A 20,363-nucleotide genomic window follows, 5' to 3' on the forward strand; every position below is an offset into this window, starting at 1 on the left:
CTTCGATGGCGACCGCGGTGGCCGATGAAGGGGTCTGCAACTGTCCAATGACGGACGAAGAGGGTGTGCGATGACACTGCTGGGATTGCTGGCCATGGGAGTGTGCCTGCGGATCGCGATCAGCGATCTGTACGCCCGCCGCGTGCCCAACACCTGGCTGCTGGCCGCGTGCGCGATCGCCGTGCCACTGATCATCGCCAACCAGTTCAATGCAACGCGCACGACCTGGGCGCCACACCTGCTGGGCGCGGCACTTGGCCTGCTGGCTCTGCTGCCGTTCTACGCGGTGCGCTGGATGGGCGCCGGCGATGTGAAGTTCTTCGCCGTGCTCGGCCTGCTGCTGGGCTGGAAGGCATTGCTGCCGGTATGGGTGGTTGCCAGCCTGGCCGCAGGCGCCCACGCCATGCTGGTGATCGTCGGACGGCAGTTGGCCGGTCACCTGCCGCTGCGCCTGCAGATGCAGGTAAATCGCGCCAGCACGCACTGGAATGGGCACCCTGCACTGCGCGAACTGCACGCTGCGCGCGCGGGGCGCCAGGGCATTCCTTACGCGGCCTACCTGGCCTTCGCTGCGATTGGCTGGGTATTGGCAACCACTTATGGAGGCGTGGCATGAAAGCGTTCGCACGTCGCCGCCAACGCGGCGTGGCCAGCATCGAATTCGCACTGATGCTGCTTCTCGGCCTGGTGCCGCTGTTGCTGTTCACCTTTTCCGGCGTGCTGATCATGGCCGCGCAGCAGACCCTGGCCACGGCCTCGGCCGAGGGCGCGCGCGCTTCGCTGCGCTATGGCAGCGCCGGCGAGCGGCGCACCGCAGCCTGCCTGGCGGCCCGCCGCTCCATGCAATGGCTGTTGCAGTTTTCAAGGCAGAACCCGGACTGCAGCGCTGGCGGCGCCGGTGCCATCGTGGTTTCGCCGCAGGCGCCCTGCGCCGGCCTGGCGACGGTGCAATGCATGACCGTGACCGTGAGCTACGACTACAACGCCCACCCCTTCCTGCCCGGCACCGCCACGCTCTATGGCTGGGTGATGGGCGCCCCCATTCGCAGCGTCGCGGTCGCCCAGCTGGACCTTGGCAGCAACTGACGATCGGTACAGGAGACGTTCTTCATGCTCAAGTTGACCCGCATCGCCGCCATCGCCCTGATTGCACTCGCGGTGCTGCTCGCCGTGGTCGCCTTCGTGATCGGCCGCAAGCCGGCGGCCTCGGCGGACAATCCGAGCACCATCGTAAAGGCCGATGCGCAGACCTTCAGTGTCGTTGAAGCCACCGCGCGGCTACCCGCCGGTGAGCCGATCAGCGCCAATGGCGTGCGGCTGACACAACGCACCGCAGAAGTGCCGGGGGCGGTGGCCGACCTGGCAGCGGTGGTCGGCAAGGTGCCGGTACAGGACATCAGCGAGGGCAGCGCGATTGGCGCCAGCCTGCTCGCGCAGGGCTTCTCGCTGCAGCTGCGGCCGGGTGAACGGGCACTGGCGGTGCCGGTCGATGAGCTGGTCGCGGCAGGCAACCGCATCCTGCCCGGCGATTTCGTCGACGTGTTCCTCAACCTGCGCAGCGCCGCTACCAGCTACAACGGCCAGCAGGACATCGCACAGACGCGGTTGCTGCTGTCACGCCTGCGCGTGCTCAGCTACGGCCAGCAGGACATCGCGGCAGCGCCCACGAGCAGCCAGGGCGAGGCACCGGCCACGGCGCACAACGACTCACGCGCGGCCGATATCACCAATGGTTCCAGCAGCACTCACAGCAATGGAAGCGGCAGCGATGCCACGCAGCCGGCACGCACCGCGGTGCTGGCGGTACCGGTGGCAGACGCCAACCGCCTGCTGCTCGGCGCGCAGCAGGGCAAGCTGTTCCTCGCCCTGCGCAATCCCGCCGATACCGGTCTGCCGGACCTGGCGCTGTTCCCGCAGGCGCGCGGCGTGCTGGACCCGGTGCGTGGCCTGGACAACGAACAGCAGCAGGCTTTGCAGCGACCGGAGAACAACGCCTATGCCGGCCTGGATGGCGACGCACTGGCTGGCCGCGGCAGCAGCGTGCAGCGCAACGCCCACGAAACGCCGACGCGCGCACCGGTGCAGCGTCGCTCGACACCGCGACCGGCGGGCATCGAAATCATCCGCGGCGACACCGCCGCCCCCCGTGGCTCCCTTTGACCCATGCCGAGAGCACACATGACTGAACGTCGCTACTGCCTACGCCCCACTGTCCGCCAGCGCTGGCTGGCCCTGCTGCTGGTGCTGCTGGCACCGGGTGCGAGCGTGGCTGCCGACGATCTGCTGCTGCAGACCCGCGAACAGCGGCCGTGGACGCTGCCGGCCGACCTGGAACGGGTTGCCATCGCCGACCCCGGCGTGGCTGACATCGTGATGCTGCGCGGCGCGCGCCAGGCACTGCTGGTCGGCAAAGCACCGGGCACCACCACCCTGCTGCTGTGGCACCGCAAGCAGAGCGAACCGCAGCGTGTGCAGGTGCGCGTGCAGAGTGCCGTGCAAGGCGCTGCCGATACCGGTTCCAGCGGGCTGGTGTTCACCCAACAAGACCATCAAGGGCTCCTGCAGGGAAGCAGCGACAGTGTGCTGGCGCACATGCAGGAACAGAAGACCGCAGTGATGGCGCTGGGCAAGGACGGCAGCCTGGCCGACGCCTCCACCATCAGCAGCGGCGGCGTGGTGCAGGTCGAGGTCAAGGTGGTCGAATTCAACAAGACGGCGCTGAAGCAGATCGGCATCAACTTCCAGAACCGCAACGGCGGCTTCGCCTATGGATTCGCCCGACCGGGTGGGCAGCTGCCAGGCAACACCGGCATCCTCCCGGGCATGAAGGAAGGCGAGTCCAGCAACGAAAGCGAATCGCCGATCTCCTCGGCGTTCCGGCTGGTGTTTGGTTCGACCAAGGGCCTGTGGAACGCCGACGTCGACCTGCTGCAGGCCAACGGCATGGCGCGCGTACTGGCCGAGCCTACCCTTGTTGCGCTGTCCGGGCAGAGCGCCAGCTTCCTGGCCGGTGGCGAACTGCCGATCCTGGAGCCGCAGGGTCTCGGCACGACCACGGTCACCTACAAGCCGTTCGGCATCGGCCTGACCGTCACCCCCACCGTGCTCTCACCGAACCGCATTGCGTTGAAGGTCGCGCCGGAAGCCAGCGACCTGGACTACACCAATTCGATCGCGCTGAACGGCGTGCAGATCCCTTCGATCACCACCCGCCGCGCAGATACCACTGTCGAGCTTGGCGATGGCGAGAGCTTCGTCATCGGCGGCCTGGTCAGTTCCACCGTGGCGTCGACGGTCAACAAGATTCCCCTGCTCGGTGACCTGCCGATCATCGGTACGTTCTTCCGCAACTTCGACTACAAGCGCCAGGACAAGGAACTGGTGATCATCGTCACGCCGCGGTTGGTACAGCCGATTGCCCGCAATACCGAACTGCCGCTGCCCGGCGATCGCGAGGCCAAGCCGAACATGCCCGAATGGGGCGCGTGGCTGCTTGGCCCGATCAGCCGCGACCCGGTGCCCGGTTTCTCGCGCTGACCCACATGACGTCTCCGGTACCACGCCCATGCCCTACGCCACTGCCCTGCCGCTGCACCCGCAAGGACCACCGATGAACCTGGTCCTGTACGGGATCGACCGCGAACTGCTGCCGCGCCTGGCTGCCAAGCTGCCGCCGGCCACGGCATTGCATTGGCAGGACAGCGGCGAACCGACCTCGGCACAGGACCTGCAGCGTGGCCCGCAGAACCTGGTGCTGCTCGACTTCCGCCCGGAGCATGCGTCCGCATCAACGGTGCTGGCGCAGCAGCTGCAGCAGACCCAACCGGAATTGACCCTGGTGGCGGTGGGCGCCACCAGCGCCGGCCAGGTTGAAGGCGTGGTGATGGCGCTGCGCGCCGGCCTGCGCGATGTGCTGGACCTGGACAGTGACAACACCGGCATCGAGGCCGCCCTGCGTCGCGCCCTGTCACCGCGGCCCGCCGCAAGCGCACAGCAGGCGCACAAGGCGCGGCTGATCGTGCTGCTGGGCGTGCGCGCCGGCGTCGGCACCAGCACCCTGGCTGCACATCTGTCGGTGCTCGCACAACAGACCCATACCCTGGCCCAGGGCGATGCAGCGGTGCAGGACGGGCTGCTGATGGAGCTGGCGCAGCCGGCCGGCGACCTCGCCCTGTACCTCAACCTGGACAGCCGCTTCCACTACGAAGATGCGCTGCGCAATGCCAGCCGCATCGATGCCACCCTGGCGCGCACCGCGATGGCCCGGCATCCCAGCGGCCTGGTCCTGCTTGATCGCGCCAGTGGCAGCGACGCGCTGCCGCCGTCCGACCCTGGCGCGCTGCTGCAGCGCCTGCGCAGCGTGTTCGCCAGCGTGCTGTGCGATGCCGGCGGCTGTCCGCTACGGCAGTTGCCACCGCTGCTGCTGGACCAGGCTGATGAAATCTGGCTGGTGGCCGATGCATCGATCGCCACGCTGGTGTCGCTGGACCACGCCCTGAAGCACCTTTCCGGCCAGCGCGATCGCGAGAAGCGGCTGCAGCTGCTGATCAACCGCCACGACGACAACAGTGGCATGAGCCCCGAACAGATCGCGCGCCGCTTCGAGCTGCCGCTGCTGGCCACCCTGCCCGAGCGGCCACGGGTACGCACGGCTGCCAGCCATGGTCATCTGCTGCTGCAGGATGCGCCGCGCGACCCGTACCTGCGTGCCCTCGCCCCGCTGGTGCAACGCCTGGATCCGGCTGCCTGCCCGGTCCAGGCGCATGGCCTGCGGGAAAGACTTGCCCTTGCCCTGGGTGGATCGCAATGGAAGACAAAGTGACCCCGTTCCCGCACGTTGTCGCCCGCAACTCGGTGCCGGAACATGCACCGGGCAGCCTGCCGTTCGCACAGACCGAGCAGTACCAGAAGGTGCTGTCGGCCGCGCACGAGCACCTGCTCAACAGCATCGAAGACGAGCGCATCGACATCGATTCCTGGGCCCCTGACACCATCGCCCGCTGGGTGGAGGTGCAGACGGTCAGTTTCATCCAGGAATGGCGCATCCCCATCAACGAAGAAGAAATGCAGGTGGTGGCCGAAGGCCTGGTCAAGGAGCTGACCGGGTTCGGCCCGCTCGATGACCTGCTGCATGACCCCACCATCGAAGACATCCTGATCAATGGCTTCAAGGATGTGCATGTGTCCCAGGGCGGGCAGCTCAAACGCGCGCCACAGCGCTTCACCGACGACACGCACCTGCTGCGCATCCTGCGCCGCATCATCGCCCCGCTCGGCCGCCGCCTGGATGATTCCAATCCGATGGTCGATGCGCGCCTGCCCAATGGCGGTCGCCTCAACGCGATCATCTCGCCGTTGGCGGTGGACGGGCCGATGGTGTCCATCCGCAAGTTCCGCAAGGACCCCTTCACCCCCGACGAGCTGCTGGCCAAGGGCACCTTCGATGCACCGATGCAGGCGCTGCTGAAGGCGATGGTGCTGGGCCGCTGCAACATCCTGGTCTCCGGCGGCACCAGCTCGGGCAAGACCTCGCTGCTCAATGCGCTGGCCAGCTATGTGCCGGCCAACGAACGCGTCATCACCGTGGAAGACACCGCAGAGCTCTCGCTCAACCACCCGCATGTGGTGCGCCTGGAGAGCCGCATCGGTGGCGCCGAGGGCCAGGGCGCGGTCAGCATCCGCGACCTGGTACGCAACAGCCTGCGTATGCGTCCCGACCGCATCGTGGTCGGCGAGGTGCGTGGCGCCGAGGTGCTGGAGATGCTGCAGGCGATGAACACCGGCCATGACGGATCGATGGCCACCATCCACGCCAACTCGCCGCGCGACTGCCTGTACCGCATCGAGATGCTGGCCGGTTTCGCCGGCTTCCAGGGCAGCGAGGACAGCCTGCGGCGTCAGATCGCCAGTGCCATCGACTTCATCGTGCAGATCTCGCGCCTGGGCAGCGGCCGCCGCGTGCTGGTGTCGATCACCGAAATCACCGGTGTCAGCGACAACCTGATCACCACCCAGGAGATGTTCCGCCACGAAGTGCAGATCGATGGCAGCGGCAAGGAAACCGACCGTTGGATCGGCCTCGGCTTCCAGCCGCATTCGCACAAGCTGGAGCCGTTCCGGCAGTTGCTGCGCGAATCCCTGTACGGAGACTTCTGAGCATGAGTACCGGCCTGCTGCTGGGTGTGCTGAGCATCGTGTCGGTGCTGCTGGCGCTGGCCGTGTGGTTGTGGGGGACGGCCAACAGCCGCGAACAGCGCCAGGCCTCCCTGCAGCATGCCGAGCAGCAGCTGGCGCGCGGCACCGGCCCTGGTGCCAGTACCACCGCCGACGCGGCGCGGCAGGCCCCGTTGCCTGCACCTGGTCGGCGCACCCTGCCCTGGGACGGACAGCTGCAACGTGCCGGCCTGACGCCTGGCTGGAAGCTGCCACTGCTGATGCTGCTGCCGGGCATCGCCCTGTCCGCATTCGCGGTGCTGCGGCTGGGCACCGCCTGGATGTTCCCCCTGACCCTGCTGCTGTACCTGCTGGGCTGCTGGCTGTGGCTGATGCGCCGCACCGGCAAGCTGCAGGCGCAGCTGCTGCACCAGCTTCCGGACTTCCTCGACAACCTGGTACGCCTGACCGCCCTCGGCAACAGCCTGCAGGCCGCCTTCCAGGTCGCCTCGATGCAGACCAACGCACCGCTGCGTGGCCTGCTCGACACCACCGTGCGCTATGCCCGTGGCGGCATGGACCTGGACCGCGCGCTCAACCTCGCTGCACAGCCCTACCGCATGGACGTGCTGAAGGTACTGGCGGTGGTGATGGGGGTGAGCGTGCGCATCGGTGGCCGTGCCGACCAGATCCTGCAGCGCATGGGCGACTTCATGCGTGACCTCGAACAGGCCCAGCAGGAACTGGCCGCGACCACGTCTGAAACCCGCATGTCGGCCTGGGTACTGGGCCTGCTGCCACCGGCCAGCGCGGTGTTGATGGCGATCTCCAGCCCCGAATTCTTCCAGCCGGTGCTGCACGATCCGCTGGGCCACAAGATCCTGTTGATCGCCCTGTGCATGGAACTGACCGGCGCCTTCCTGCTGTACCGCCTGGCCAAATCGCTATGAACATCCCCGTCCACACAGGAGGCATCCAATGAGCGCCAGCATCTGGTTCGTGGCCGCCCTGCTGGTGCTGGCCGCCGGTGTGGCCCTGCTGGGGCTTGGCAGCTGGGTGCGCGGCCATCGCGAGGACCGCAGCGCGGCAACATTGAAAACGGCGCTGCGTCCACGCGAAAGCGATGAGGCCGGTACCGATGCGCGCAAGGATTCACTCGGCTGGCTGGAGCAGTTCGGTCGCGGACTGAGCGGCGGCCGCCTGGAAACGGCGCTGCTGGCCGGTGAAGATCGCCTGCTGCTGGACCTGGCTGGCTGGAACACCCGCCGCGGCACCGCCATCTACCTGGGCCTGCGCCTGCTGCTGGCGGTGCTGGTGCTGGGTATTGCGTTGGCGATCAGCGATGCCACGGGACTGTCCAGGATCATGGTGGTGATCGGCGCGCTCGCTGCCGGCCTGCTGCTGCCGAAGTTCGCGCTCAGTGCGTGGGTCAAGCGGCGGCGGCGTGCCGTGAACAATGAACTACCGCTGTTGATCGACCTGCTGCGGCTGCTGCAGGGCGTGGGCTTCAGCATGGACCAGAGCCTGCAGACACTGGGTGACAAGCTGCGCGACGCACTGCCGGTACTGGGCGGGGAAATCCAGGAAGCAAATGTGTCCTACACCCACGGACGCACGCGCGCGCAGTCCCTGCGGCGGCTGAGCGATGTATACGGCGACGACGACCTGTCCAGCCTCGTGCAGTTGATCCTGCAGGTGCACGCGCATGGCGGTGCCGTGCAGGAACCGCTGCGCCAGTTCAGCATCCGCCTGCGCGAGCAGCGCCGCAACGCGTTGAAGGAAAAGGTCGGCAAGCTCTCGGTGAAGATGACCGTGGTGATGATGCTGACGCTGCTGCCGGCACTGATGCTGGTGCTGGCCGGACCGGCGCTGGTCGCGCTGGCCACTACCTTGTCGAAAATGGGATGACCTTCATGCCTGTCCTGCGCCCCGCCTGCCTGTTGCTTGCCCTGGTTGCCGCCGCTGCCGGCTGCAGCTCCAGCACGCCGAAATACCTGCGCGCGCCGAGCCTGGCCGAGCCGACGCCGGCCCCGCAGGACAGTCGCAACGCCTATCTGGAATTGATCCAGCGCATGCAGCTGCAGGGCGCCTGGTACGCCTCGCTGGCGCACGTGGATGCCTTCCGTCAGCGCTACGGCGATACCCCGGCACTGCGCCTGCTGCAGGCTGATGCGCTGCGCCAGACCGGCCAGATCGATGCAGCGCTGGCGTTGTACCGCGAACTCGGCAACGGCCCACAGGCCGCGGCCGCCGCGCATGGCATCGGCCTGATCGCCGCCCTCCGTGATGATGACGACGGCGGCGAGCAGGCACTCGCACGTGCCACCCAGCTGAATCCCCTGAACACCGATTACCTGGGCGACCTCGGCTATGCACGGCTGCGCGCCGGTCGCTTCGAACAGGCGCGCGAGCCGCTGGCCAAGGCGCTGGAACTGTCGCCGGGCAACGCCAAAGCCACCGCCAACCTGGCCTTGTGGGCGCTGCTGCGTGGCGACACGGCCACCGTCGAACGACTGGCCCAGCAGGCCAGCTTCAGCGAGGAAACGCGCCGCAGCGTCGAGCAGCAGGCATTGCAGATCCGTACGCGGCTGCAGCAACGGCAGGCAGCCGCCAGTGCTGCGGCGGCAGCGACGCGACCGGTCGCTTCGGTAACCGCCAGCCCACCCGCCGCAGGCCCGCGCCTGGCCGCCGAACCCCGCCGCGATGGCCGGGACCAACGCGACCCGTCACGACTGCCACCCTCGATGCTGGAACGCTTCGGCACCACCGACCATCCCAACGGGAACACGCCATGACCTCGACGCCGCTGATCCGCTGCCTGTTGCCGATGCTTGCCGGCTTGTCTTTCGCTGCGGTTGTGCAGGCGCAGACGCCGCAGCAACCGTTGACCGGGCAGATGCTGGGCGGCGCTGCGCCCGCGCCGACCGCCGCGCCTCTGCACAGCGAGCCGTTGGCCACCGTGGACGTATCGCAGGAACAGGCTCCACCGCCTCCGCCAGCCCCTGCAGCTGCAGCTGCACCCGATTTCGGCGGCACGCAGTTGCGGCCCAACACCTCGCAGATCGGCGACACCACCCGCAGCCTGTTCCGCCTGCAGGCCTCCGGCGAGGTAGCCGGCGCCCGCCTGCCGATCCTCGGCGACCAGGCCACATCCAGCTACGCGCGTTACCTGAAGAGCTTCCAGTACGACATCCCGCAATTCTTCGAAACCGACGTCGCCAAGTCCGCAGGATCCTCCCGATCCGGACGCTGAGGTCTGCCATGAACCGAGCACGCCACATCAGCTTCAGTCGCCCGCGCGGCGGTATGTCGGTCACCATGATGCTGGTGATGATCGCGCTGCTGGCAATGCTCGGCCTGATCGAGATCGGCTTCCTGTTCTGGGCCAAGCGCGATGCACAGAAGGTGGTCGATCTGGCCGCGTTGGCAGGCGCACAACGGCTCGACCTGTGCAACGCCAGCAATGCCGACAACAGTGCGGCCCGGCAGAGCGCACTCTCGCAGAACCGCTTCCGCGGCCAGGTGCAGATCCAGTGTGGCAACTGGAATGCCACCCGCGGAACGGCTGACCACTTCAGCCCGAGCGTGGACGCCAGCAATCCACGCAACGCGGTGCGCGTCGTTGCCGAACGCGGCGTGCTGCCGTTCTTCGGCCAGAACCGCACGTTGCCCACCCTGCGCGTGCAGGCCGTGGCCAAGCGCTCGGAACCCACCGCGGTGTTCGCGGTGGGTTCGCAGCTGCTGCGCACCAATGGCAACTCCCCCTTGATGGCGACCCTTCGCCTGGTCGGCCTGGACGTCACCAACGCGACGGTCTTGTCCTACGACGGCCTGGCCCAAGCGACCATTACCCCGTCGGGGCTGCTGGCTGCACTGGGCATCCCGGTCACCGCTGACCTCAGCGTGGCCGACTTCAACCGGCTGCTGTCGATCAATCGCATCTCGCTGGCGCAGCTGGTCAATGCCACCGCCACGGTAGTCGGCCGCGAGACCGCCGTCGGCGTACAGCTGCAGGCGCTGTCCAACCTGGTCGGCACCCGCCTGGACATCAACCAGCTCAATATTCTGCTGGGCAGCCAGAACGGCGGCGGCGGCCTGTTCGCGCAGGTGATCTCACCGGACGGCACCATCGGCAGCGCGCTGGAATCACGGGTCAATGTGCTGGATCTTGTCACCGCCGCGATCTCCATCGCCAACGATGGCAATGGCGTGCAGGTGCAGGGCTTGAACCTGCTGGGCATCGACATCAAGGCCGGCGTGGTGGAGCCGCCGTCGATCGCCATCGGAGGTGTCGGCGCACGTGCGTACAACGCGCAGGTGCGGCTGATGGTGGACGTCGACAGCGACCGCCTGTTCGCGATCGGTCCGCTGTTGAACCTGCTCGGCACCCGCCTGCATCTGCCACTGCACGTGGATGTGGCCAATGCGATGGGAACATTGACCAGCATCCAGTGCGGGGCGACGCCACCGACGGCCACCGTCCAGGTCGATTCCTCGGTGCTGCGCGCCTGCGTCGGCAAGGTCAACGCAGCCGATCGTTTCTCCAAAAGCAACGTCTGTGACGCGACCCTGCAGAACGAGCAGCTGTTGAAGCTGCTGGGGCAGCCCTTGATCAACGACAAGATCACCCTGCCGGCGCTGACCAGCACGCAGAGCCTGACCCTGGCGGCCGGCCAGACCGGCTCGACCCGGATCAACCCGTTGGCCGTCGGCACCGCCGTGTCCGATCTGGTCAACGAACTGCTGCGCGTGCTGTCAGGCATGCTCAGTTCGCCCAAGCAGGGCATGAACGCCAATGACACCGCCAAGGCATTGGCCGACCGTTATCTGCAGGCCGCCTTCCCCAGCGGCGGGCGCTACAACGTGGACCAGGTGATTCCGTTGCTGCGCGATGGCGATCCGTCACGCAACCTCGCACCGTTGGGCAACTGGACAGTCCCCAAAGGTGTACCCAAGCCGTGCCTGCTTGGCCTGACCACCTGCTGGGAAGATGGCTCGGTGTGGACGGGCTACCGCACCACCGTGACCGGCCAGGGCCTTGGGTTGCTCGACGGCCTGCTTGGCTCGCTGGTTGGCGGCCTGCTGATCAACCGCTGCGACAGCCTGCTGGGCAACCTGATCGACTACAACGGTTGCGTTCGCACCAACCTGGCGTCCTATATCCAGACCGCCCCGGCAGGATTCCTCGACGGCCAGAACGGCGGCGGCGTGACCACCCCGGGCAACAACGTGACCTGCAGCGGCCTGCTGTGCGCGCTGCTGAATCCGGTGCTGGCGGCACTCAAGCCGGTGCTCAACAGCGTCGGCACCCTGCTGACCAATACCCTGGCCAGCCTGCTCGGGCTGGAACTGGGCCGCACCGATGTCAGCATGCAGTCGATCCAGTGCAGCTCGGCGCAGCTGGTCTTCTGACCCGCGCGGGCGCGGGTTGGCGGCGCCCGTGCCCATGCTAGACTCGCGGCGGGGAACCACTTTCAACTCAACCCACACTACATCCGTGGATGGTCTAGACATGCGAGAAACTTCAGGGGGCACCGTCTTCGCCCGGTATCCGCGCGGCGCAGCACTGCTGGCCGTGGCCATGATCGTGGTGGCGCCGTCGGCGCTGGCCGCACGTGGCGATCGCACTGCCACCGTCGAGCCGGCCAAGGCCGCACCGGTGGTACGCAACACCGTCGACGAACTCAAGCAGTTGATGGATGCGCAGCAGCTCACCGAGCTGCGTACCACCTACAACGGCAACTACGGCGCCAGCCTGCTGTTCAACGCCAATACCCTGACCTACTACGTGGCCCTGTTCCAGGAGAAGAACTTCTGGCGGGTGATCAAGACCGATGCCGTCGACAACGCCGAGCGTGTCTACCGCACCTTCGCGCAGCAGTCCGAACAGCTGGCGCAGGTCTACATCGACACCACCCGGCTGGAAGCCGGCAAGCGCTACACCGAGCGCCTGGTGGCCTACAACGAAGAACGCCTGCGCACCCTGCAGCAGGAAATGGAGCAGCAGCAGGCGCAGTCGGCGCAGGTCAGCGCAGCGCTGCAGCAGGCGCAGCAGCAGGCGGTCAGCCTGAGCACCGACGTGCAGAGCACCAACAGCCAGCTCGATGCGCTGCAGCGCCGGATCCAGATCCTGCAGGCCGAACAGGGCAACCCGGAGCTGAGCCTGCCCAAGCCGGATGCGGCAGCGGCGCCGGCCGCCTCCAGCGACGGCCACTGAGGCCTACCCGGCTGCAGACCAGAACGGCACCTTCGGGTGCCGTTTTTCATTGTGCTCAACGACAGGCCTCGCGTACTGCGTCATCCAGCTGCCTGCGCTGCAGGTAGTCGAGCCTACGCGGCTTGGCCAGCGTCTTCACCTGCTGCTGGCGCGCCCGATCGCAGGCTTGCGGGTCGGCCGTGATCGATATCAGTGCGGCCTGCGCGCGCCCGCGCCGTGGTATCCGCGTGGCGCCACGGCGGGCAGGCGACACGGCCGAAGGTAACGGCCCGCGCGCCTTCGATTCGGCGCTGGGCACTTCCCAGCGCCACTCCGCCCGACCCTGGCAGGGCGTCTGCTGGTAGACCGGCTGGTCACCATCGGTGCATTTGTAGACGTTGGTCTGCGCCATTGCGACAGCCGCCAACAGCAGTCCAGGCAGTACTCCCCATATCGTCATCTTCATGACTGGCCCTCGCGCGTCCGATGACCATGGTTGCCATCAGTACCGACCTGCCGCCAGAGCGAGTCGCGTCAGCGCAACGAACCCGTCAATCCGCCACAGCCGTGCAATGCACACGGCACATCGTGCGCTGTACTGCCGCAGGCGCCGGCGAACCCGCAGGCGTCTTCCCTCCCTTCCGCCAAGGAACCTGCAATGAGCAATTTCGTGACCGTCAACGATGGCGCCCGCATCTTCTACAAGGACTGGGGCACCGGCCAGCCTGTCGTATTCGCCCATGGCTGGCCGTTGTCGTCCGACGCCTGGGACCCGCAGATGCTGTTCATGGGCCAGAACGGCTACAGGGTGATCGCCCACGATCGTCGCAGCCATGGCCGCTCCAGCCAGACCTGGGACGGCAACAACATGGACACCTACGCCGACGACCTCGCTGCCGTTCTGGATGCGCTGGACGTGAAGAACGCGATCCTGGTCGGCCATTCCACCGGCGGTGGCGAAGTGGCCCACTACATCGGCCGCCATGGCAGCGCGCGCGTGGCCAAGGTGGTGCTGGTCGGCGCCGTGCCGCCGTTGATGCTGAAGACCGCCGGCAATCCGGCCGGCACGCCGCTGGAGGTGTTCGACGGCATCCGCAAAGGCACCGGCGGCGACCGTTCGCAGTTCTTCAAGGACCTGGCCACGCCGTTCTTCGGCGCCAATCGTGATGGCAACAGCGTCACCGAAGGCATGCGTGATTCCTTCTGGCTGCAGGGCATGCTGGGCGGCGTGAAGGGCCAGTACGACTGCATCCACGAATTCTCGGAAGTGGACTACACCGAAGACCTGAAGAAGATCGACGTGCCGGCCCTGGTGGTGCACGGCGATGACGACCAGATCGTGCCGTTCGACGCCTCCGCCAAGCTGTCTTCGCAGATCATCACGGACGCGGAACTGAAGGTGTACGCCGGCGCACCGCACGGCCTCACCCTCACCCATGCCGACCAGTTCAACGCCGACCTGCTGGCGTTCGCACGCAAGTGACGTAGCGCGGCGGCGCTCCGGCGCCGCCGCTCCTGCGGTAATGCCGGCCACTGGCCGGCAACCGCATCAACCTCGACCGAAACCGCGTTCAGCCGGCCAGCGGCCAGCTCTACCACGGGGCCATCAGATGTCGCTGTGGTGATGAGGCGCCGCCGCCGGCAGCGGATCATGGCCGCCGACGAAATGACGCACCACCGGGGCACGCTCACCGCGGTGCAGCGCGCGCAGCGCCTCCTGGATCGCCTTGTCGTCGGCGGTGATGCGCTCGTGCTGGCGCAGGTGCTCCAACCACGACGCCGCCACGAAATATTCCAGATGGATGCCCGGGGTCGCCACATCCTCGACCACGCCCCAGACCACGGCGCCATCGCGCCGACGGATCGTCCCCAGCGTGCGCATCTGCGCCTGGAACGCGGCACGGTCGGCGGCATCGATGCGATATTCGATGGTCACCAGCACCGGCCCGCGATCATTGGACACCGGTACCGACAGCTCCGGCGCTGGCCAGTGGCCGGCCGGGCTCAGGTTCAGATCTTCGGCACCGGCTATGCGCACGCGCCATACCAGCAGGCCGCCGATGACCGCGCCTGCGGCGGCCACCAGCAATGCCAGTTCCGGCGATGTGCGCTGCGCCAGCGCGCCCCAGCTCAGGCCACCGGCCGCCATGCCGGCCGAGAACACCATGATGTACAGGGCAAGCGCCCGTGCTCTCACCCAGGCCGGCACCGCGGTCTGTGCAGCGATCTGCAACGAAGACAGTACGGTGATCCAGGCGAAGCCATTGACCAGCATCACCAGCGGCAACACGTACCAGCTGCGGGTCAGGGCCAGGCCGGCCAGGCTTGCAGCCAGCGACAAGGTGGCCAGCAGCACCAGCAGGTCACGGTCGAGCTTCGCCCGCAGCTTCGGCAGCAGCAGTGCGCCGCCCACCGCACCGATGCCGATGCAGCCCAGCAGCACGCCATACTGTCCTGCCCCACCGTGCATCTGTCCGCGCACCACCACCGGCAGCATCGCGTTCATCGCTGCGGCAAAGAAGAAGAAACCAGCCGATTTGATCAGTACTGCCTGCAGCCGCCCGGCACGGCTGGCATAGCGCAGACCTGCCTTCAGGCCAGCACCGAACCCTTCGGGAGGCAGGCTGGACGCCTTCGGATCGCGCTTCCAGCCCCACACCACGAACAGCATTGCCGCAAAGGTGATGGCATTGAACCCGAAGGCCCATACCGCACCCAGCTGGGCCACGATCACGCCACCGATGGCTGGACCGATCGAACGGGCGATGTTGATGCCGATGGAATTGAGTGCCACTGCCGAAGCCAGCATCGGTTGCGGCACCAGCTCGGAGACGATCGCGGCCTGCGCCGGCATTGCCATCGCCGCGCCGCAGCCCATGCAGAAAGTCAGCAGCACCAGCAGTTGTGGCGTCAGCAGATCCATCGCCGCAAGCACCGCCGTCACTGCCGCCACCAGCAGCATCCAGCCCTGGGTGAACAGCAGGTACTTCCGGCGATCGACGATGTCGGCCAGGGTGCCGGCAGCCAGCGCCAGCAGCACGATCGGCACGGTGGTGGCCGACTGCACCAGTGCCACCATCAACGCCGAACCGGTGCGTTCGGCCATCACCCAGGCGGCGGCGACGTCGTTGACCCAGGTACCGATGTTGCTGGCCAGGATCGCCAGCCAGATCGAACGGAACATGCGGATCTTCAGCGGCGACCAGGCGCCATCGGCCTGTGGGGAGTGTTGTGACGCGGATGCGTTCACCATTGCCATGCTCCAACGATTGAGGCGAACAGCGTGTCCTGGCCACCGGCCTGCTTCAGTGCAGGGCCCGCATCGACCCAGGCCAGCTGCAGCTGCCATTGCCAGCGGTCATTGACCTGCCAGCGGGTTTCGGATTTGTACTGGGTGCCGATGCGGCGTGCGCCACCGGTACTGCCGGGCAGCGCAGCCAACGGTGCCGGCGTGGTGTAGACCGCATCGGCGCGCCGCTGCTTCCAGGCCAGCTGTACACCCAGTTCGGTGGTCACCGCGTCATGCAGGCGCAGCGCCAGTGTCGGTTGAAGATCCATCAGGTTGGCCGGTGCCAACAGGCTGGCTTCGCTGAAATAGGCGGATTTGGGAAACAGTGCATTGAACGTGCCGAGCCGGCCATCTCGCGGATCTGCATCGCCGCTGGCGATATCGGCCTTCAGGCCCAGGCGCGGTTGCAGCCGCAGCCGGGCCCAGCGCCAGCCGGTATCGGTGGCCAGGGTCCACGCGCGGACGTCGAGATCGCCGGTCACGGCCCGCAGCTCACCGCCCTGCACCACCAGCTCGGTGTTCCAGTCCAGCGCACCGGACTGGCCGAACCAGCGCGCGCCCAGGGTCTGCCGCCGCTCGGTACCGCTGCCTGCGGCGAAGCGCGCGCCCTCGCGGCGATAGTCCAGCAGATAGAGATCCCACTGACTACTGCCTGCGCCCTTCGCCGTCGTCGCATACACGCCGATCAGGTGTGCACCGCGCTCACCGCGGTCATCGAACGCGCCCGCGCGGTTCTCCACTGGGCGCAGCGCCATCAGGTCCAGCGCGCCCCGCCGGCCCTGCCAACCTACCCGTGCACCATCAAACGCCAAGCGGATGTTCGGCCCATCGCGCACCGACAGCAGGCGCGAGCTGCCATAGCCCGCTTCCTGCCGGCCCAGCTGCACGTGCATGCCAGCGCCAGCCCAGCGCCAGTACACCTGCTGTACGTCCAACGCACCGCGATCGGTTCGACCTGGGCCACCGGCCTTGCCGCGCTCGGCATGCGCACCCAGCTGCAGCTTCGCCTGCCAGTCATCGCGGGCGAAGCTGGCTGATGCCAGCGCACGCAGCAGGCCATAGCCATCCTCGCCGCCACCAACGCCGAACCGGCTCGGGTCGTAGTACATGCCACGCAGGCGCAGCGATGCATCCCACTGCAACTGGCCATCGCCAACCGCGGCACAGGCGCCACCGTCGCAGGCCAGTGCCAACGAAGGCAACGCCAGTGAAGCCAGGGTCAGAATGCGAAGCACGAACATCCCATCGCGCCCCAGAACGCGGTCAGGTCATCGGTTGGCGCGGCATGGCGGGCCGCATGGCCGTGCGAACCATGGGTGCTGCAGGCGGCGCCGTGATGGTGATGATGGGTCGCCGCCAAGCCAGTGGCGGCGCCGCCGACGTGGTAGCCACCGAACCGGTTCACCGGCGACCAGTCCGGCATTGCTGGAGGCAGCTGCGGCGCCAACCCGGCGTAGTCGCCGTCGCCATGCACGATGCGGCCACCCACCACGGTCAACAAGCTGGTGATGTCGGCGATCTGCGGCTCATCGACACGGAAGAAGTCCGCCGACAACAGGATGAAGTCGGCCAGCTGGCCCGCCTTCAGCGTGCCCTTCACCGCTTCGTCGCCGGAGAACCAGGCACTGCCCTGCGTCCACAAGCGCAAAGCCTGCTCACGTTCCAGCAGGTTTTCATCACCGTACAGGGCCAGGCCACCGACGGTGCGCCCGGTCACCAGCCACGACAGCGCCACCCACGGGTTGTAGCTGGCCACGCGGGTGGCGTCGGTACCGGCGCCGACCGGTACGCCCTCGGCCAGCATCCGCTTCACCGGTGGCGTGTGCCGCGCCGCCTGCACGCCATAGCGCTGCACGAACGCCTCGCCCTGGTAGGCCATGCGGTGCTGCACGGCGATGCCGCCGTTCAAGGCGCGGATACGCTCGATGTTACGCGGGGTGATGGTCTCGGCGTGGTCGATGAACCAGTGCAGGCCATCGAACGGCACCTCGCGGTTGACCTGTTCGTAGACATCGAGGATGCGGCTGATGCTCTCGTCGTAGGTCGCGTGGATGCGGAACGGCCAACGCTTCTCCACCAGCAGCTTGACCACGTCGTGCAGTTCCGGCTCCAGCTCCGGCGGCAGTTCCGCGCGCGGCTCGTTGAACAGTTCGAAATCGGCTGCCGAGAACACCAGCATCTCGCCGGCACCGTTGTGGCGCAGCAGGTCATCGCCCTGGCGCGGCTGCAGCATCTCGCTCCAGCCGCGGAAATCGCTGACCTCGCTGCCCTTGTTCTGGGTGAACAGGTTGTAGGCGATGCGCACGGTCAGCTGATCATCGCGATGCAGCTGCTCGATGACCTGGTAGTCCTCGGGGTAGTTCTGGAAGCCACCGCCGGCGTCGATCACCGAGGTGATGCCCAGGCGGTTCAACTCGCGCATGAAATGGCGGGTGGAATTGGCCTGGTATTCGATCGGCAGTTTCGGCCCCTTGGCCAGGGTCGCATACAGGATCAGCGCGTTCGGCTTGGCCAGCAGCAGGCCGGTCGGGTTGCCCAGCGAATCGCGCACGATCTGCCCGCCGGGCGGATCGGGTGTTTCCCTGGTATAGCCGCAGGCACGCAGCGCGGCGCGGTTGAGCAACGCGCGGTCATACAGGTGCAGCAGGAACACCGGCGTATCCGGGGCGATGTCGTTCAGTTCCTGCAGGGTCGGCAGGCGCTTCTCGGTGAACTGGGTGGCGGTGAATCCCCCTACCACGCGCACCCACTGCGGTGCGGGCGTGCGGTCAACCTGCGCCTTCAGCATGGCCATCGCATCGGCCAGCGAGCGCAGGCCGTCCCAGCGCAGCTCCAGGTTGTAGTTCAAGCCGCCGCGAATCAGGTGCGTATGGCTGTCATTGAGACCCGGCACCAGGCGCCGTCCCTGTGCATCGATGAGGGTAGCTTCGCTGCCCCAGTCGCGCATGATCTGTTCATCGCTGCCGACGGCGACGATGCGCCCCTCCTGCACGGCCAATGCCTGCGCATGCGGTTGCTGCGGGTCGAGGGTGGTGATGCGTGCGTTGCGGATGACCAGCGTGCTCATGCGACGTTCCTTGGAAGGGGATTCGATGGCTGCGGCGGTGCCACCAGCCAAGCCCAGCGCCAGCGCGGCACCGGTGGCCAATACCACGTTGCGGCGGCCAGGATCGAGAGGGTCGTTGCTCATGCGATGTCTCCAGAAAGAACCAGCCCATCCACCGCCCACGCGCCGGGCCCGGCCAGGGCGATGGCCAGCAATGCCAGCGTCCACAACAACGGATACTCGGCACCGCCGCGCATCCAAAACCACCCTTTGGGCACCGCCAGCAGTGCGGTGAAGGCGATGAACGCGGCAGCCACGAGCGCGGCGATCCGGGCCTGCCAGCCCAGCATCACTGCGGTGCCGGCCACCACCTGCAGCAGCGCAAGAAGCAGTGGCAGAGGAGCCGCCGCAGGCAGACCGAAGCCACGCAGTTCGCCGGCAAAGCCCGCCAGGCCAGGCCCGTTGAACCAGCCGAACAGTTTCCCCAGCGCGTGCGGCAGCAGGAATCCTCCCGCCGCCACCCGCAGGATCAGCAAGGCCAGGTCGAGGCCATGGCCGTCGCGCACGCTCAGCGCCCGCCTTCCTGCGCGCCGAACATGGTCTTGGCGTACTGGATGCCGACGCCATAGCCGCCCGCATGGTCGCGAGCGATGCCGGTGGTCAGGTCGTAGGTCTCACCGCGCGCCCAGTCGCGCTGCAGTTCCAGCAGGTACTGCACGCTGGTGATCGGCACTGCACCGGCCTGCACCATGCGGGTGATCGCGCGTTCATGCGCCTCTTCGCTCACATCGCCGCAGGCATCGGTGATCACATAGACCTCGAACCCCTGCTCCAGCGCCGACAGCGTCGGGCCGACGATGCAGACGCTGGTCCACAGTCCGGCCAGCACCAGCCGACGCTTGCCGATGCGGTTCACCTCATCGATCACCGGCTGGTCTTCCCAGGTATTCATCGACGTGCGATCGAACACCGCCTGCCCCGGGAAGATCACCGGCAGCTCCGGGAACATCGGGCCGGAGAATGACTTCTCGGCCACCGTGGTCAGCAGCACCGGCACGTTGAAGCCCTTCGCGCCCTTGCTGATCAACGACACGTTGTTGCGCAGCGCGGAGATGTCGATGGTGTGGGTGGCGAATGCCATCTGCGACTGGTAGTCGATCAGGATCAGGGCGTGGTCGGTGGGTGACAGCAGTGCTTTGGCGGGGGTGGCGGTGGCGGTGGCGAGGTTCATGGGTGGACTCCAGTGGAGGAAACAACAAGGGGAAGTGCGAGCGCCGCATCGCCGGCCAGATACTGGCCGGGGCTGCAGCCGGTCTCGGCGCGGAAGCTGCGGACGAAATGGCTCTGGTCGAAAAAACCGAGATGCTGGGCCAGGCAGGTCATCGACTGCCGGTGGGTCGCCAGCAGCTGCCGCGCACGTTCAATGCGCCGTCGACGTACATAGCGAAGCGGGCTGGCACCGGTGCCACTGCGGAACAGGCGCACCAGATGGAAACGGCTGACGCAGGCGACCTCGGCCAGCTCGGTGACCCGCAGCGGCTGCGACAGGTGCTCATCGATGTAGCGCAGCGCACGCTGCAGGGCGGCCGACTGCTGGGGCGCCAGCATGGGCATGGGCTGGGCGGGCGAAAGGACGGTAACCATGCTCGGGCGCCGCAGCGGGGGTGGCCCATGGTGCG

General features: G+C 67.3%; 20 protein-coding genes. 13 read left to right on the top strand and 7 right to left on the bottom strand.

What is annotated here, in order from left to right; all coding sequences use genetic code 11:
- Positions 1–70: 70 nt before the first annotated feature.
- The 12 genes from CR156_RS10090 to CR156_RS10145 all read left to right on the top strand — a co-directional run bounded on the left by CR156_RS10090 (position 71) and on the right by CR156_RS10145 (position 12,370).
- Positions 71–616 (top strand): A24 family peptidase, encoded by a 546-nt coding sequence (locus CR156_RS10090; protein ID WP_100552754.1) that lies wholly within the window; start codon positions 71–73, stop codon positions 614–616.
- Positions 613–1,086, top strand: a complete 474-nt coding sequence (locus CR156_RS10095) for a TadE/TadG family type IV pilus assembly protein (protein ID WP_089235916.1) — start codon at positions 613–615, stop codon at positions 1,084–1,086. Before CR156_RS10090 ends, CR156_RS10095 begins: the two co-directional genes overlap by 4 nt.
- A 24-nt stretch (positions 1,087–1,110) precedes the next feature.
- Positions 1,111–2,160, top strand: a complete 1,050-nt coding sequence (gene cpaB / locus CR156_RS10100; RefSeq protein ID WP_100552755.1) for a Flp pilus assembly protein CpaB — start codon at positions 1,111–1,113, stop codon at positions 2,158–2,160.
- Positions 2,161–2,178: 18 nt separating this feature from the next.
- Positions 2,179–3,537 carry a type II and III secretion system protein family protein gene (locus CR156_RS10105; protein WP_100552756.1) on the top strand — a complete coding sequence of 453 codons (1,359 nt, stop codon included), beginning with the start codon at positions 2,179–2,181 and terminating at the stop codon, positions 3,535–3,537.
- Between the two features lie 28 nt (positions 3,538–3,565).
- Complete coding sequence (locus CR156_RS10110; RefSeq protein ID WP_089235919.1) at positions 3,566–4,822, top strand: AAA family ATPase; 1,257 nt, start codon at positions 3,566–3,568, stop codon at positions 4,820–4,822.
- On the top strand, positions 4,807–6,156 hold the full coding sequence (locus tag CR156_RS10115; RefSeq protein WP_089235920.1) for a CpaF family protein: 1,350 nt from the start codon (positions 4,807–4,809) through the stop codon (positions 6,154–6,156). Before CR156_RS10110 ends, CR156_RS10115 begins: the two co-directional genes overlap by 16 nt.
- 2 nt (positions 6,157–6,158) lie before the next feature.
- A complete protein-coding gene (locus CR156_RS10120) occupies positions 6,159–7,103 on the top strand; it encodes a type II secretion system F family protein (protein WP_100552757.1) in 945 nt (314 codons plus the stop codon).
- A 28-nt stretch (positions 7,104–7,131) separates the two neighbouring features.
- Positions 7,132–8,061 (top strand): type II secretion system F family protein, encoded by a 930-nt coding sequence (locus tag CR156_RS10125; protein ID WP_100552758.1) that lies wholly within the window; start codon positions 7,132–7,134, stop codon positions 8,059–8,061.
- 5 nt (positions 8,062–8,066) lie between these two features.
- Positions 8,067–8,948, top strand: coding sequence for a tetratricopeptide repeat protein (locus tag CR156_RS10130; RefSeq protein WP_100554133.1), 882 nt, complete (start codon positions 8,067–8,069; stop codon positions 8,946–8,948).
- A complete protein-coding gene (locus tag CR156_RS10135; protein WP_100552759.1) occupies positions 8,945–9,406 on the top strand; it encodes a DUF3613 domain-containing protein in 462 nt (153 codons plus the stop codon). Before CR156_RS10130 ends, CR156_RS10135 begins: the two co-directional genes overlap by 4 nt.
- An 8-nt stretch (positions 9,407–9,414) precedes the next feature.
- Positions 9,415–11,565 carry a TadG family pilus assembly protein gene (locus CR156_RS10140; protein WP_100552760.1) on the top strand — a complete coding sequence of 717 codons (2,151 nt, stop codon included), beginning with the start codon at positions 9,415–9,417 and terminating at the stop codon, positions 11,563–11,565.
- A gap of 100 nt (positions 11,566–11,665) precedes the next feature.
- Positions 11,666–12,370 carry a DUF2968 domain-containing protein gene (locus CR156_RS10145; RefSeq protein ID WP_100552761.1) on the top strand — a complete coding sequence of 235 codons (705 nt, stop codon included), beginning with the start codon at positions 11,666–11,668 and terminating at the stop codon, positions 12,368–12,370.
- A 55-nt stretch (positions 12,371–12,425) separates the two neighbouring features.
- On the opposite strand, the gene CR156_RS10150 is transcribed toward CR156_RS10145, so the two are convergent.
- The gene (locus CR156_RS10150) at positions 12,426–12,815 is read right to left on the bottom strand and encodes a DUF4124 domain-containing protein (protein ID WP_100552762.1); all 390 of its coding nucleotides are present in this window, start codon (positions 12,813–12,815) and stop codon (positions 12,426–12,428) included.
- A 192-nt stretch (positions 12,816–13,007) separates the two neighbouring features.
- Between CR156_RS10150 and CR156_RS10155 the strand changes: the two genes are divergently transcribed.
- Positions 13,008–13,832 (top strand): alpha/beta fold hydrolase, encoded by an 825-nt coding sequence (locus tag CR156_RS10155; protein WP_100552763.1) that lies wholly within the window; start codon positions 13,008–13,010, stop codon positions 13,830–13,832.
- Positions 13,833–13,955: 123 nt separating this feature from the next.
- On the opposite strand, the gene CR156_RS10160 is transcribed toward CR156_RS10155, so the two are convergent.
- The 6 genes from CR156_RS10160 to CR156_RS10185 all read right to left on the bottom strand — a co-directional run bounded on the left by CR156_RS10160 (position 13,956) and on the right by CR156_RS10185 (position 20,292).
- Positions 13,956–15,602, bottom strand: coding sequence for an MFS transporter (locus CR156_RS10160; protein ID WP_100552764.1), 1,647 nt, complete (start codon positions 15,600–15,602; stop codon positions 13,956–13,958).
- Positions 15,596–16,879: an alginate export family protein gene (locus tag CR156_RS10165; protein WP_100552765.1), complete on the bottom strand. Its 1,284-nt coding sequence runs from the start codon at positions 16,877–16,879 to the stop codon at positions 15,596–15,598. The genes CR156_RS10160 and CR156_RS10165 overlap by 7 nt, the downstream gene beginning before the upstream one ends.
- Positions 16,858–18,705 (bottom strand): amidohydrolase, encoded by a 1,848-nt coding sequence (locus CR156_RS10170; protein WP_207764218.1) that lies wholly within the window; start codon positions 18,703–18,705, stop codon positions 16,858–16,860. The genes CR156_RS10165 and CR156_RS10170 overlap by 22 nt, the downstream gene beginning before the upstream one ends.
- Positions 18,706–18,824: 119 nt before the next feature.
- Positions 18,825–19,250, bottom strand: coding sequence for a DoxX family protein (locus tag CR156_RS10175; RefSeq protein ID WP_100552767.1), 426 nt, complete (start codon positions 19,248–19,250; stop codon positions 18,825–18,827).
- A 2-nt stretch (positions 19,251–19,252) separates the two neighbouring features.
- Positions 19,253–19,915 carry a hydrolase gene (locus CR156_RS10180; protein WP_100552768.1) on the bottom strand — a complete coding sequence of 221 codons (663 nt, stop codon included), beginning with the start codon at positions 19,913–19,915 and terminating at the stop codon, positions 19,253–19,255.
- On the bottom strand, positions 19,912–20,292 hold the full coding sequence (locus tag CR156_RS10185) for a helix-turn-helix transcriptional regulator (RefSeq protein WP_223880144.1): 381 nt from the start codon (positions 20,290–20,292) through the stop codon (positions 19,912–19,914). The genes CR156_RS10180 and CR156_RS10185 overlap by 4 nt, the downstream gene beginning before the upstream one ends.
- Positions 20,293–20,363 lie beyond the last annotated feature (71 nt).

It is taken from the genome of Stenotrophomonas lactitubi (assembly GCF_002803515.1).
GTDB classification, from domain to species: Bacteria; Pseudomonadota; Gammaproteobacteria; order Xanthomonadales; family Xanthomonadaceae; genus Stenotrophomonas; species Stenotrophomonas lactitubi.

Excerpts from the sequence above, each read along its gene's own strand:
- CR156_RS10185 (WP_223880144.1), bottom strand. The coding sequence starts at position 20,292 with ATGCTGGCGCCCCAGCAGTCGGCCGCCCTGCAGCGTGCGCTGCGCTAC.
- CR156_RS10140 (WP_100552760.1), top strand. The coding sequence starts at position 9,415 with ATGAACCGAGCACGCCACATCAGCTTCAGTCGCCCGCGCGGCGGTATG.
- CR156_RS10115 (WP_089235920.1), top strand. The coding sequence starts at position 4,807 with ATGGAAGACAAAGTGACCCCGTTCCCGCACGTTGTCGCCCGCAACTCG.
- CR156_RS10180 (WP_100552768.1), bottom strand. The coding sequence starts at position 19,915 with ATGAACCTCGCCACCGCCACCGCCACCCCCGCCAAAGCACTGCTGTCA.
- CR156_RS10090 (WP_100552754.1), top strand. The coding sequence starts at position 71 with ATGACACTGCTGGGATTGCTGGCCATGGGAGTGTGCCTGCGGATCGCG.
- CR156_RS10095 (WP_089235916.1), top strand. The coding sequence starts at position 613 with ATGAAAGCGTTCGCACGTCGCCGCCAACGCGGCGTGGCCAGCATCGAA.
- CR156_RS10145 (WP_100552761.1), top strand. The coding sequence starts at position 11,666 with ATGCGAGAAACTTCAGGGGGCACCGTCTTCGCCCGGTATCCGCGCGGC.
- CR156_RS10155 (WP_100552763.1), top strand. The coding sequence starts at position 13,008 with ATGAGCAATTTCGTGACCGTCAACGATGGCGCCCGCATCTTCTACAAG.
- CR156_RS10125 (WP_100552758.1), top strand. The coding sequence starts at position 7,132 with ATGAGCGCCAGCATCTGGTTCGTGGCCGCCCTGCTGGTGCTGGCCGCC.
- CR156_RS10165 (WP_100552765.1), bottom strand. The coding sequence starts at position 16,879 with ATGTTCGTGCTTCGCATTCTGACCCTGGCTTCACTGGCGTTGCCTTCG.
- CR156_RS10130 (WP_100554133.1), top strand. The coding sequence starts at position 8,067 with ATGCCTGTCCTGCGCCCCGCCTGCCTGTTGCTTGCCCTGGTTGCCGCC.
- CR156_RS10170 (WP_207764218.1), bottom strand. The coding sequence starts at position 18,705 with ATGAGCACGCTGGTCATCCGCAACGCACGCATCACCACCCTCGACCCG.
- CR156_RS10110 (WP_089235919.1), top strand. The coding sequence starts at position 3,566 with ATGCCCTACGCCACTGCCCTGCCGCTGCACCCGCAAGGACCACCGATG.
- CR156_RS10160 (WP_100552764.1), bottom strand. The coding sequence starts at position 15,602 with ATGGTGAACGCATCCGCGTCACAACACTCCCCACAGGCCGATGGCGCC.
- cpaB (WP_100552755.1), top strand. The coding sequence starts at position 1,111 with ATGCTCAAGTTGACCCGCATCGCCGCCATCGCCCTGATTGCACTCGCG.
- CR156_RS10120 (WP_100552757.1), top strand. The coding sequence starts at position 6,159 with ATGAGTACCGGCCTGCTGCTGGGTGTGCTGAGCATCGTGTCGGTGCTG.
- CR156_RS10135 (WP_100552759.1), top strand. The coding sequence starts at position 8,945 with ATGACCTCGACGCCGCTGATCCGCTGCCTGTTGCCGATGCTTGCCGGC.
- CR156_RS10105 (WP_100552756.1), top strand. The coding sequence starts at position 2,179 with ATGACTGAACGTCGCTACTGCCTACGCCCCACTGTCCGCCAGCGCTGG.
- CR156_RS10150 (WP_100552762.1), bottom strand. The coding sequence starts at position 12,815 with ATGAAGATGACGATATGGGGAGTACTGCCTGGACTGCTGTTGGCGGCT.